14 protein-coding genes are annotated in these 12,725 nt (G+C 55.3%); 7 read left to right on the top strand and 7 right to left on the bottom strand.

Annotated features, from left to right (window positions below; genetic code table 11):
• Nucleotide 1: 1 nt before the first annotated feature.
• Complete coding sequence (locus METFOR_RS12545) at nt 2–793, bottom strand: hypothetical protein (RefSeq protein WP_148277690.1); 792 nt, start codon at nt 791–793, stop codon at nt 2–4.
• 171 nt (nt 794–964) lie between these two features.
• Between METFOR_RS12545 and METFOR_RS12540 the strand changes: the two genes are divergently transcribed.
• Complete coding sequence (locus tag METFOR_RS12540; RefSeq protein ID WP_015286526.1) at nt 965–1,462, top strand: adenosine-specific kinase; 498 nt, start codon at nt 965–967, stop codon at nt 1,460–1,462.
• A 397-nt stretch (nt 1,463–1,859) separates the two neighbouring features.
• Nucleotides 1,860–2,669: an N-formylglutamate amidohydrolase gene (locus tag METFOR_RS12535; RefSeq protein ID WP_015286524.1), complete on the top strand. Its 810-nt coding sequence runs from the start codon at nt 1,860–1,862 to the stop codon at nt 2,667–2,669.
• A gap of 12 nt (nt 2,670–2,681) precedes the next feature.
• Here METFOR_RS12535 and METFOR_RS12530 read toward each other — a convergent pair whose 3' ends face one another.
• Complete coding sequence (locus METFOR_RS12530) at nt 2,682–3,407, bottom strand: YkgJ family cysteine cluster protein (RefSeq protein ID WP_015286523.1); 726 nt, start codon at nt 3,405–3,407, stop codon at nt 2,682–2,684.
• An 87-nt stretch (nt 3,408–3,494) separates the two neighbouring features.
• A complete protein-coding gene (locus tag METFOR_RS12525; RefSeq protein ID WP_015286522.1) occupies nt 3,495–4,760 on the bottom strand; it encodes a nicotinate phosphoribosyltransferase in 1,266 nt (421 codons plus the stop codon).
• Between the two features lie 201 nt (nt 4,761–4,961).
• Here METFOR_RS12525 and METFOR_RS12520 point away from each other — a divergent pair, with 201 nt between their 5' ends.
• A complete protein-coding gene (locus METFOR_RS12520; RefSeq protein WP_015286521.1) occupies nt 4,962–5,150 on the top strand; it encodes a hypothetical protein in 189 nt (62 codons plus the stop codon).
• A gap of 13 nt (nt 5,151–5,163) precedes the next feature.
• Here the strand turns inward: METFOR_RS12520 and METFOR_RS12515 are convergent, their stop codons facing one another.
• Nucleotides 5,164–5,664 carry a hypothetical protein gene (locus METFOR_RS12515; RefSeq protein WP_015286520.1) on the bottom strand — a complete coding sequence of 167 codons (501 nt, stop codon included), beginning with the start codon at nt 5,662–5,664 and terminating at the stop codon, nt 5,164–5,166.
• 584 nt (nt 5,665–6,248) lie between these two features.
• On the bottom strand, nt 6,249–7,850 hold the full coding sequence (locus tag METFOR_RS12510) for a DEAD/DEAH box helicase (protein ID WP_015286519.1): 1,602 nt from the start codon (nt 7,848–7,850) through the stop codon (nt 6,249–6,251).
• Nucleotides 7,851–7,920: 70 nt separating this feature from the next.
• On the opposite strand from METFOR_RS12510, the gene METFOR_RS12505 reads away from it, so the two are divergent.
• Complete coding sequence (locus METFOR_RS12505) at nt 7,921–8,532, top strand: flavodoxin family protein (RefSeq protein WP_015286518.1); 612 nt, start codon at nt 7,921–7,923, stop codon at nt 8,530–8,532.
• Nucleotides 8,533–8,748: 216 nt separating this feature from the next.
• Here METFOR_RS12505 and METFOR_RS12500 read toward each other — a convergent pair whose 3' ends face one another.
• Nucleotides 8,749–9,492, bottom strand: coding sequence for an MBL fold metallo-hydrolase (locus tag METFOR_RS12500; protein WP_015286517.1), 744 nt, complete (start codon nt 9,490–9,492; stop codon nt 8,749–8,751).
• 114 nt (nt 9,493–9,606) lie between these two features.
• On the opposite strand from METFOR_RS12500, the gene METFOR_RS12495 reads away from it, so the two are divergent.
• The 3 genes from METFOR_RS12495 (at nt 9,607) to METFOR_RS14705 (ending at nt 12,457) form a co-directional block, all read left to right on the top strand.
• Complete coding sequence (locus METFOR_RS12495) at nt 9,607–10,452, top strand: hypothetical protein (protein ID WP_015286516.1); 846 nt, start codon at nt 9,607–9,609, stop codon at nt 10,450–10,452.
• 85 nt (nt 10,453–10,537) lie between these two features.
• Entirely contained in the window at nt 10,538–11,377 is an 840-nt protein-coding gene (locus METFOR_RS12490) for a deoxyribonuclease IV (RefSeq protein WP_015286515.1), read from the top strand.
• 45 nt (nt 11,378–11,422) lie between these two features.
• A complete protein-coding gene (locus tag METFOR_RS14705; protein WP_083883443.1) occupies nt 11,423–12,457 on the top strand; it encodes a CAP domain-containing protein in 1,035 nt (344 codons plus the stop codon).
• 57 nt (nt 12,458–12,514) lie between these two features.
• Here METFOR_RS14705 and METFOR_RS12480 read toward each other — a convergent pair whose 3' ends face one another.
• Complete coding sequence (locus METFOR_RS12480; protein ID WP_015286513.1) at nt 12,515–12,718, bottom strand: DUF2997 domain-containing protein; 204 nt, start codon at nt 12,716–12,718, stop codon at nt 12,515–12,517.
• Nucleotides 12,719–12,725: the final 7 nt, after the last annotated feature.

Raw genomic sequence — 12,725 nt, 5'->3', positions numbered from 1 at the left:
GTCAGGGGCGCGGGCGGATAGCCAGTGCCACGAGACAAGCACTCGCGGCAGCGGCAAGTACAATGCCCGGCATCGCGAGAGGTGATTTTTTTATCGGCTGGGGGGTGGCGGGGATTTCAGGGGATGTTTCTGCCGGGACAGTATCCGTTGTGACCGGGAGGAGGGTTGTGGGGACCGGTGTAGTTACCGGAGTATAGGTTACGGTATTTTCGGGGATTGCCACCGTTGCCGTCGGTGTATTGATCATCGGGCGGGTAGTCCGGCTGTACACGGTCTGCTCGATCCGGAAATTTTCGTTCTCGGGAGCACTAGGGTTTTCCACCTTCACTGAATACGAGCGGAGTCCTGTATAAACCGAAGTCCGGAATTCGACAATTATCAGCCCTCGTTCATCCGTTGTGGCCTGTGCGTAATAGTTCGTGTTCGACATGACTGACGATGACGGTGCGACATCATCACGAATCGTCTCTCCGCCTCCGTTGTTGTACTGGTACGATCCAATGGTGTACGGGCCGCCGTCGGGGTCTTTTACAATGCCTGCAGTATCTGAGATAATTGGCGGCTGGTCATAGTGTTCCCCGGTCATGGTCGAGGTACCGGTGAGCCAGATGTAATACGCCGTATTCGGGTGGCCGGTGATGGTAATGGAAAACCTGCTCCCCCGCGTGAGCGAATCGCTTATGGACTGTTCTGATGATTGTATGGCCGATACCGGTACTGCGATGACGATACTACCGGCAAGAAGGAGCATGGCAATCATCAGAGTTGTATCGAGCTTGTGTCTCCCGTACATAGAAACCTCAGACAGGCTGCTGTTCACTCTAGCAATGCTTTTTTTTGGTGTTATTAAAAGGATACGGAATTCACCTCTCTTCCCTGCATGATGCTGGAGGATGGCAGGTGGCGGGCATTATGGGGCTAAAACCTATATTGTGCAAGACCTATCTCCTGTTTGTGGTAATGGATGAGCGGAGCGGTTGAGTTCAGGGTAGTGAAGATCCACAAGCCCGAAGATGTGAACATGGTCCTCGGGCAGTCTCACTTTATCAAGACCGTTGAAGACATCAGCGAAGCGGTTGTCGAGGGAGTCCCGGGGGCACGGTTTGGTCTGGCTTTTTGCGAAGCATCCGGCGATTGCCTCATTCGTCTTGATGGTAATGATACAGATCTGGTCGCCCTTGCACGGGACAATGCCTGGGTCATCGGGGCAGGCCACACCTTCATTCTCTTTCTTCGGGACTGCTACCCCATCAATGTCCTCAACGCGATCAAACAGGTCCCGGAAGTCTGCACTATCTTCTGTGCAACGGCGAATGCAGCGGAAGTGATTGTTGCAGAATCCGCACAGGGAAGGGGGATCATGGGCGTAATCGACGGAGAAAAACCCCGGGGAGTTGAGGATTCTGCCGGTGTGACCGGAAGAAAGGAGTTTCTTCGGAAGCTGGGCTATAAACGGGGCTAGTATTTCAGAATGATGATCCGCCCAGCACAGGGTAATCCTTATTATCCGTTTTTGGGCGCCATACAAATCGGAGCGAAAATAGGTGGAAAAAAAACGGGCCTATAGCCCAGTTTTGTGAAAACGGATTTTTCCTTGTGGCTCTCCAGCTAATCCGGCTGTTTGATCATCCTTTTATACCCCTTTCCTTCCACTGGAGAACCTGCGTTATTCGTGCCAATCATGAAAATGCCGCTTCTCCTGCGGTATTTATAAATCACCATCGCGCGCATAAAAAGCCCATTCCTACATACGAAATAAAGGTCATTTCCATTCAAAAACGGGTCATCATCCAGCCAGTGAATGGAACAGGATGCCCTGATGAAAACCTTAACACCCTTACAGCAGGATACTTTGAAACGTGAAGCGGCACTACCCCTTCCTGATCTCCATTCCTCATGGGGGCACCAGGGTTCCCCCTGAACTGGACGGCCGGTTGCAGCTGGGCAGGAAGGACATCCAATATTACAGTGATCCGGATACCCGGAAATTGTTCGGGTTCGGTGACAGGGTTGCAGCCCGCATCGAGGCGGAGATCTCCCGCATGGTCATTGACCTGAACAGGCCCCCCCTACCCCTGCCGCCCCGTGACCCGGATGGCATCATCAAGATACGCACTGTTGATGGCAGGCTGGTCTACCGCGAAGGAATGGTGCCTGATCTGCCCCTGATTCACAAGCTCCTCATGGCATGGTATTTCCCCTATCACCAGAAGATTGACGAACTCATCGATGGTTGCGATGTCGCGATAGCCTTCGACTGCCACTCAATGCTCCCGTGGGGGTCGGGAGAACAGAAGGATGCCGGAAAAAAACGCCCACTCATCTGCCTTGGCAACAACGGTGACCGTATGGGGAGGGCAGGGAAGAACGGCATCACCACCTGCTCTCACCGATGGATCCGGGAGCTGGCCGGGGAGTTCCGTAAGGAATTTTGCCTGGGGCAGGAAGTGGCAATCAATAACCCGTTCTCAGGAGGGTTCATTTCCAATGCCCATTACTGGAGAAAAGGCATTCCCTGGATCCAGATCGAGATAAACCGTGCCCTTTATGATCCGGGCCCGCGCAAGGGTTCTGAACAAAGCCCTGCCCGCTACAGCGTCCAGGAACTACGTGACAAACTATGGCGCGTGCTGACGCAGTTCTGGGATCACGTGGACAACAAGCCTTGAGCGGTTTTCCCGTTACCTGGAGGTTTCCTCCCTGCGGATCGTATGTTCTTCCAGTCCGCCATCGCAGAATACCATGATGCGGACAGGATACCCGCGGGAGAAAGCACGCATCCGGTCATCATACACTTTCTGCACGTGCTTCAGGTGGTTTTGAGTAAAATATTCCTTCATGTATTCGAGGAACGCGATCTCCTGGGCAAGGAAGGCGTCCTCGTACTCCTTTGTCTCCCGTGCGATCGCCATTGCCTCGTCTTCTGAAATCTCTGCATCATACTCCCCGTGCTGTTCCAGACCAGAGATCTGTCTCCAGTCAACAGTTCCCCAGGCATCCGGTTCGCGGTGGAGCATGTACGGGTAGATTCGACAGATGGAGAAACGGTTGTCATAGATCCTACACCGGCCGTTCTCCAAAAACCAGCAGGATCCTGCGTCATCCCCCTTTGCACGGAGGGCGTACCCGGACACATAAAACGTTCCGTTCTGGTCGCAGAACTCAGGGTCCGGTGCAGGTTCGAGGGCATCCGGATCAATCTTTTTTACTGCGGCAACATCCCTGTCGAGCAGGAAGACGTGACCGTTGAAGGCACGGGTACAGCATCTGGCGCAACAGGTACAGTGGAATTTGATCTCACGGATGATTCCGGCCAATTGCTCGTGCGGGTACTCAAAGAGGCTGTTTCTTTCCTGGACAAGTGCAGTAATGCGCAAGGGTATGGGGACAAGGGAAACGGTAATCACCTCCCGACAGTATGCCAAAGAATCTGTCAGGGCACTATATGCGTTTTTTTATGAGATCACGGGTTTGGTGGCATCGTTTCTCGGGGCTCACGGCAGGATCCGGACATCATAGTGTTGTTTTTCCAACGACCTGAACGGCGAAGGCAGGGACGCAATCTCGCGGGAACAGCGCTCTTTGATCGCATCAGGTGATGGCAGGGGCCGGACAATCGTGCCATCGGTGAGAACCGGTTCGAGAAGTCCCGGTACCAGGTCTTTTCCAGTCCGGACCACCTCGTCATATGCGAGGATTCCTTCACGGTAATGCCGCACGATCTGCCGCCGGTACGGGAACGTGGTCTTGCCCGGGCTGGTCTTGAACCGCGGTGTCCCCTCGTATTCCACCAGCTTGTACACCATGTCGAGAAACGGTGCATCGGACGATGTGATAAAATGGGTGCCAACGCCAAATGAATCGATCGGGATATTGCTTGAGAGCCAGCGGTCTATGGAATACTCATCGACATTGCTGCTCACGAAGATTCGGATTCCGGCAAGGTCGGCAGCGTCAAGCCGCTCCCGCACATCCCGTGCAAGCATCCCGATATCCCCACTGTCAAGCCGTACACCGGGCACCGGCACCCCCTCCCATGCCAGCCGGATGATGGTGTCCGTACAGGCAAGGGTATCGTAGGTGTCGATAAGACAGATGGCACGGTCTGGAAATGATGACTGGTATGCCCTGAATGCAGCATCCTCGCTGTCGAAGAGCATGACATAGGAGTGCGCCATCGTGCCGACAACGGGAATGCCGTACCGCTTCCCTGCTTCGAGGTTTGATGTTCCGTCAAATCCGGCAATCCAGGCTGCCCGCGCTGCGGCGATGCCTGCTTCTGTGGTGTGCGATCGCCGGAACCCGAAGTCAACGATGCTCTTTCCCCTGCCGACAGCGCTAATCCGTGCCGCTTTCGAAGCAACAAGGGTCTCGAAATGGATGCAGTTGAGGGCAAGCGTTTCGAGGACCTGGGCTTCGGGGAGGGGGCCTTCGATCTGGAGAATGGGCTCGTTTGCAAAGAGAACCGTTCCTTCAGGGACTGCACAGATCGTTCCGCTGAACCGGAACTGTTCCAGCCACGTGAGGAAATCCCTGCTGAAGATCCCCAGGGTCCCAAGATATGCAATATCGTCTGCAGTGAACCGGAACTGCTCCAGCTTCGTAATCAGGGTCTCGAGTCCAGCCGCGACAAGAAAATTCCTTTCGGGAGGAAGGGACCGTGTAAACAGGGAGAAGACCGCCGTACCGGTCTTCCCGTGCTCCCGGTAACTCTGGGCCATGGTGAGTTCATACAGGTCGGTAAGGAGCGCTGTTCCCATGGTTTTCCCCATTTTCCGTATCGCCTGGCTGTGGATTTTTCACAACCGGCAGGTGTGTACCTGATCTGTTCATTTGCAGAGATGAAAAATGCATCACCCCGTCAGGACAGATGGTTCATAACAGATCCTGCAAGCCCTGCACATGGATACAAGCACTTAATAGTGTGCGCAGGCATCACCTTGTAAAGAAAGGTGCAGGTCATGGAAGCGATCATAAAAATACTGAGTTGCCTGATTGGATTGTTCATCTTTGTGAACGGCGCCTGGATCACCATGACCCCCCCGTTCGGAGACGAACCCCAGGGGTATGCTATCATGGCAGTCGGTATTTTCATCCCCCTGATCATGCTCTATGTCGGGCATCTCACCGAGGGATTCTCGTCACGGTAATTTTAAAAAAAAGTTAATTGAATGACCTGAACGGGACGTACGCATCGTAGATCTTCACTGAATCGCCGTTCGGGGTGATGACCCAGACTTCTGCCCGGTCATTGTTGCTGGTGGTCCCCTTGAGGGTGACCGATGACCCCACGTGGAGCGGCTGGATCATACGGGCGGTCTCGACTCCGCCATCCGATCTCGTGACCTTGACGTCAATCGCCGGAATGACATTCATCCCCTTCCCGCCACGGAGCGTTGCTGTGATCTGCGGGTTGATGGCCTCGCCATTGCTGCCTACTTGGATTTCCATGCTCCAGATCTCCGGCAGGGTCTGGGTCGGGCCGGGGGTTATGGATTCCGGAGTTGTCGGTACAGCCGTTGGTTCCTCAGTTGCCGCTGCCGTGGTCTCAACAACAGTCGGGGCGGGTGTTGTGGCAGGAGCTGCCGGCTGGGTGCAGCCGGCCACGAGAGCGAGTACAAGGCAGGCTCCCAGGATAAAAGCGCTTACAACAATCTTGTTCATACCGACAGTTTGCCCTTGAGGATACATTAGGTTTGTGCCGCTGGCCGGATGATCGCAACAGTTGTTTCCGTGATGAGCCGTGATTATTACGGATTGCACCTGACATGGCAGGCTTCACAATTCTTATAAAAAAGAGCTCTGTTGGGCTCTATAGAAATCCTTCTTACAACCCACTCAGTGGAACAACGAGTGTGACCCCCTTACTCTTCGAAGAACCCTGTCGTGTTCTTCTGCAACCTCCCTTCAGTCGGTCCCCAGAGGGGGAGTCCGAATGGTCCAACGGGACCACGAGGACGGAGAAGATGCTGTGCATCTTCTCGTCTCGCAGTTTGGGACTGCGAAGACAGCCCAAGGGGGCAAGCCCCCTTGACCCCCCGTTTTTAATTTTTTCTGAGGCTCGCATACGGCCAAGCTTCCCGGTCCGAACGGTCGTCAGACTGTGAGGATGAGAAAAATCCGAAGGATTCTTCGCGGGGTGAGGGGCGTCAGACCCCGAGCGCCCGTGGCGCCATCCCTATCTAACACAAACCCACACAGGTTTTCGATAGAGCCACAAAAAATGAGCGGGAGAACAGAAGAAACGGTCAGGCCCGCGTCCCTGAAGCGGGCTCTATTCCGGTTGGCTGGTTCCGGATCGTCCGCTCTTTCATGATAGTATAGACTTCGTTTGCATGCTCTTTTGGGATCTCAACAAAGGAGTAATTATCCAGGATCCGTATTGCGCCGATGGCTTTTCCGGGAATTCCTGTCTCGCCGGCGATTGCGCCGACGATGTCCTTGGGTGCAACCTTGTGCTGTCTCCCGACAGCAAGAAAGAACCGGACCATGCCGGGCTCTGCACCGGTATCCCCAAAGTCCACTGCCTCCGGCGTCGTCCCTGCGGCTGCCCCTGAACCGGGGTCCATCTGTATCTTTAAGAGTGCTGCTGCAATGTCGATGGTCGAGAGGTCGCCCTCAGCCTCTGCCTCGATAATACGGACAAACGGCTCAAGACCCCCCGCCTCGATGGTCTCACGCACCCGGGAGATCATCTGCCGGGTGCGGGTCTGGGCAACATCGCTCTGGGTCGGGACCGGCATCCGTGGGATCTGGATCTTTGCATAGTGCATGATCTCGCGGAGCTTGGTGAAGTCCTTTGGCGTGACGAAAGATATCGCGCGTCCGCTCCGTCCGGCCCGTCCGGTCCTCCCGATGCGGTGGACGTAATACTCCACGTCCTGCGGGATGTCGTAGTTGATCACCATGTCCACGTCGTCGACATCGATCCCCCGTGCCGCGACATCGGTGGCGATCAGGATATCGATGATCCCCTTGCGGAAGCCTCCCATGACCCGGTCGCGCTGGGACTGCTTCATGTCGCCGTGGAGTTCGTCAGCCCGGTAACCACGTGCCCTTACTTTCGTTGAGAGTTCCTCAGCACGACGCTTGGTATTGCAGAAGATGATGGCAAGGTTGGGATCGGCAAGATCGATAAGGCGGCAGAGCACGTCGAGTTTCTCCCGCTCGCGCACCTCGATATAGGACTGCTCGATCTGCGGGACCGTGAGTTCCGCGTATTCTACCCTGACAAATTCGGGCTTGTTCTGGAATTGCCGGGATATTTCGAGGATCGGTTTTGGCATTGTTGCCGAAAAGAGGAGGGTCTGGCGTTTCTGCGGGACTTTTCGTAAGATCAGCTCGATATCGTCGCGGAATCCCATATCGAGCATCTGGTCAGCCTCATCGAGCACAACTGTCTCGACATCTTCGAGCCGGAGCGTACGGCGGTCGAGATGGTCCATGACACGGCCGGGTGTCCCGATGACAATGTGTACGCCTGCCTGGAGCGCGCGGAGCTGGCGTTCTATTGGCTGCCCGCCGTAAACCGGCAGAACGGAGATCCGGGGCATGTGCGCAAGGAGGTTTGAGAACTCCTCGGCTATCTGGATGGCAAGTTCTCGAGTGGGGCAGAGAACGATGGCCTGTACGCTCCTCCGCGAGGGATCGATACGGCCGATGATGGGGATACCGAAGGCAGCGGTCTTGCCGGTACCGGTCTGGGCCTGTGCCGTTACGTCACGGCCGGCCTGGATTAAGGGGATTGCGAGGGCCTGGATGGGCGAAGGCTCTTCAAAACCCATGTCTTCTATTGCTTTCCCGAGCTCCTTTCCGAGGTGGAGGTCGGAAAACTGTATTCTCTGTAGCATATCGCACCACCATTTGGCGTGAGGGGTCTTAAGATGGCGCACTGAGCGGTGTGGCGGTGCGAATTCTTATATGAGCGCATGGCGGGATACTAACAAGGGAATCACGATGAAGGTTGTTGCATTTAATGGCAGTGCGAGGAAGGACGGGAACACCGCGATCCTTGTCACTACGCTGCTAAAGGAATTGAAAAAGGAGAAGATTGAGACAGAACTCATCCAGCTTGCCGGAAAGAAGATCCGTGGCTGCACGGCGTGCGGGAAATGCTTTGTCAACCGAGATGGGAAGTGCGTTATCGGCAACGATATCGTGAACGAGTGCATTGAAAAGATGCTGGACGCAGACGGGATCATCCTTGCCTCCCCTACGTATTTTGCAGATGTCTCTACAGAGATGAAAGCCCTGATTGACCGGGCCGGTTTCGTGGCAAAAGCCAACGACGACATGTTCCGGCGCAAGGTGGGGGCTGCGGTTGTTGCCGTACGCCGCGGTGGGGCGATCCACGCATTCGATACCATGAACCACTTCTTCTTCATCAGCCAGATGGTCGTGCCCGGTTCCAGTTACTGGAATGTCGGCATCGGCCTGGACCCCGGAGACGTAAAGGGCGACGAAGAGGGGCTTCTTACGATGGAGACGCTCGGTGCCAACATGGCATGGGTATTGAAGAAACTGAACAAGTAAATCTGATTCCTGAAGGGAAACACCCCTCATCTTTTCCTCCCTGCCCCCTTCATTTATTCTGGTTATGACAGGGATTCCTTTTTGACAGCCTGGCCGAATGGGGGGTGAGTCCCTGTGCAGAAAAAAAGAAACCGCTGCGGTGTTCCGTATCTCCCCGTGCAGGGCAGGCAGGAATATACGTTTACCTAAGACCGTCGCGGGAATGAGTCCGCCACATCATATGTCCACGGTCATATCATCGCGCGCCACGATCAGCCCTGGCCACATCCCTTCGAACTGTGCGGCGAGAGCCTCGCGCTCTGTAACGGTCCTGTACACCTCGGCCCCGAAGTGCATCAGGACCAGTCTCTTTGCGCCGGCCTCTTTTGCTATCGCGATGGCATTTTCTGGGTTCAGGTGCGGCCAGTCGGGGCTCGTCTCCCCGGGTTTCAGGCCGCATTCGGTAATCAGCAGGTCTGCATTGCGGGCGAGTGTCACGGCATTGTCGCAGACACCGGTATCTGTGCAGTACGCGATCACCCTGCCATCCAGTTCCACACGGTACCCGAAACAGGGAGCCGGGTGGACGAGCGGCAGGCAGGTGACGGTGAACGGGACATGGTGTGTTCCCGGGCTGAGTTCGTGCACCTCGTTTTTAAAGGGGAGAATGGAGAACGGTACGGTATAGGGCTCATTAACAAATGTCTCCAGCTGCTCCCGTGTTCCCTGCTGCGTGAAAACCGTCAGCCCTTTCCTGAACCTGAACTTGCAGAGGGTGTGCAGGCCGGCGATATGGTCGATATGCATGTGGCTCAGGAACAAAAATGCCGGCCTGTCCTGGGGGATGTACCGGTCGGCTTTCGCAATCCCGTTTCCGGCATCGAAGAGGATATCATAGTTTTCCGACCGGAGGAGGACCGAGACGGTATTTCCGGCAGGGGTGTCGAACCAGCCGTTGGTCCCAAGGAAGGTCACCTTCATAGTAAATGATTGGAGTTCTGGCAAAAAGAGAGCTTCCTTCCTGCAGTCTTTTTATCCTTCAACGGCAACTCTCGTTATAGGTTCTTGCATAAGGGGCCTTGTGGGAGCAAAACCATGAAAGCACTCTACCTGATAGTCCCTGTCCTTCTCCTCTGTTTCTGCATCCTGCCCGCTGCGGCAGTCATCCAGGAAGTCACGGTGAAGGGCATGGTATCGTCCATCAATAAAGAAGATAAGACGATCACGATCGAGAACCCGGAACAGTATGGCTGTTCGTATCCTGCGGGCGGTGACCCGGTCTGCTCGTTTACTCTCATGAACACCTCGTTCCTGACCGGTTCTGTCCCGGTGGACAGTGCCCTGACGGTCTTCAATGTGGGCGACACGGTTGTCGCAACAAGCCTTGGTGGGGCCGGAGGGAACTGGATAACCATTGCCAAACTGTACAATGGACTCCCTACCGGGGAATACGTGATCGATATTGTCGGGGACCCGGGATCTGTTCCAACGCCGCTTGCCGGTGACTATTCCCTTGACCTGTCAACGGCCCCGGATTGTACAACCTGTTACGGGACCACCTGCAAGGCTGTGACATCTTCGGTGAATATCCTCTCCAGAGGAACCCGGGTCCTGGAGAAAACACTCGGCCCGCGCCAGGTTACCCTCTACAATGGGAGGAACGATGGCTCCAGCGTGGAAGTCACGTTTGTCAAGGGGGAGGCATCATCTGCAACCTGCGTGGGAGGATCACCCCTGATGACCGGCCCGCAGCCGGTCTCGGTCTATATCGTGAAAGTGGTCCCCCCGATCGGCTTTACCGAGCAGTTCAAGGTCACCCCCACACCTGTCCCCACCACGGAACCGACCACCGTCCCGCCCACAAAATCCGGCGGCCTGCCCGTTGCAGTCATCGTGGCAGCGGGCATTGGTGTGGCACTTCTCGCGATTTTCAGGAGATAATTCTTTTTTCCCTATATCCCCGATCACAATCCCCAAATAGCCCCGCGCCAAAAGAACCGGATCAGATGATCCGGGAGTGTTGTAAATGGTGAAAATCGGGGTTCATGTCTCGATTGCCGGTTCTCTGGACCTTGCGGTAGATCGTGCAAAAGATGCCGGCTGCGATGTATTCCAGATGTTCTCGCGGAATCCCCGTGGATGGGGATACCAGCCCGTTGACCCCTCCGTTGCAGAGGCATTTCTGTCGAAGATTAAGACAACCGGTCTCCTGCCGGTCGACCACATGCCCTACCTCCCCAATCTTGCTTCCCCAAAACCGGAAATTTACGAGAAATCTGTTGCAACGCTCACGGCAGAACTTGAACGGTGTGAAATACTGGGAATCCCGTATCTTGTCACACACCTCGGCCACCATCTCGGTGAAGGTATGGCCGGGGGGAGATCGCGCGTAATCCAGGCAATCAACACGGCGCTCGCGAATGCAGGGGGTTCCACGATGCTCCTCCTCGAGAATACCGCTGGGGAGAAGAACAGTGTCGGCAGCAGCTTTGAGCACATCCGCGGGATCCTTGACGGGGTAGAGGGAAAGGAGCGTGTCGGCATCTGTTTTGACACCTGCCATGCCTTTGCCGCGGGCTATGAACTCCGCACGGAGGAGGGTATTACTGAGACTCTCGGCCAGCTTGACGAGGCTGTTGGCCTTGACAACCTGAGGCTTATTCATCTCAATGATACGAAAGGTGATCGGGGAAGCGGCCTCGACCGGCATGAGCATATCGGCCTCGGATTCATCGGTGAGGAAGGCTTCCGCCAGATTCTCCACAATCGGGTCTTCTCCCGTCTTCCGCTGGTCTGCGAGACACCCGTTGATGAGAGGCGGGACGACCGGGGCAATATCGGGAAGGTGCGGGAACTGGCCCGGTAATCCCCCATATCTTTTTTCCTGTGCAGGTTCCATGCACACCATAGCATGGTGCGTAATACTTGTCCAAACTGTGGGGCTGTCATGTCCGACCGTTCGCAGAAATTCTGCACGCAGTGCGGGACGAGATTACCCGATCTCCCCCCGGCTCTCCTGACCGGCAGGTTGGCAGCGACAGGGGCTGCTGCAGCTGCTGTAATTATTGTGATCATTGTTGCGGGGGCTCTCTCGTCTCCTCTGCTGCGGGAAATGGCGGGGAATGCTGCGGGAAAGCCTTCTGGTCCCGTGATGCCCGTGTCTGCGACCGCAGGCATTACTCCCCTGCCCCCGGAACCATTACCCATAACAACAGCGGTTTCATCCACCGCAACGCCCCTCTCAACGACTGTACCTGTAACCGCATCCCCCGTGACAACCCAAACAACAAGGATACCTGCCACCACCCCGAAGACAACGCAGACCACGGCCACAACCGTGCCAACAGCAACCCCTACACCGGCATTTACGGCTCAGATCACCCTTGCGGTTACCTGGATCCCCTCGCAGCCATCCCCCGATACGTACACCAGTAAAACAGAGGGTGCGCCCTTCATCGATCCTTCTTCGCTTGAAGCACGGATCCATGACCTGATTAATAACGAGCGGCGGCAGAACGGGCTTTCCACCCTGTCCTATGATTCATTCCTCGCAAGCATCGCCCGCGGGCACAGTTACGACATGACGCTCCGAAACTTCTTTGAGCATACGAACCCGGATGGATTGGATGCCCGTGCGCGGGGGGAGTGGGCCGGGTATCCGTGCGTCCGCGATTACGAAACGTATTATACTGAAGGAATTTCCGAGAATATCGCGATGGTCTACCGGTATGATACCTACAAGGACCTTATCGCGCCCAACGGGACCGTCATGCAGACAGAATATCAATGGAGCACTGAGGAATTTATCGCAAATAAAGTAGTAAACGGGTGGATGAACAGCGAGGGGCACCGGAATAATATTCTTGATTACCACTTCCAGCAGGAGGGGATCGGAGTTGCATTCGCCTCTGATAATGCAATCTATGTAACGGAGAATTTCTGTTGAGTTTTTAGCGACTGCTTCCCGTTATGACCTGGGAATTGACCGGTGTTTGACCCGATATTATCGGGATTTCAGTGTCCGGTGCTCACAGACGCCTGTCTCCTGCTGATAATAGTCTGCGGAATATTCCCGTTGCTCAACTACTCCTAAGGCAGTCTCAAGATCCCGGGTCAGTGCGAGACAGCCGGTGCCCTGTACTCCCTTCACGTTTATCTGGACTCTTCCTTCCTTGTCGATATTGATTTCCATTTCCTGTAGTTCCATACCTTTC

Source organism: Methanoregula formicica SMSP, from assembly GCF_000327485.1.
Taxonomy (GTDB): domain Archaea; phylum Halobacteriota; class Methanomicrobia; order Methanomicrobiales; family Methanospirillaceae; genus Methanoregula; species Methanoregula formicica.
Note: the sequence above shows the minus strand (reverse complement) of the source record. Positions and strands in the feature narration are given on the sequence as shown.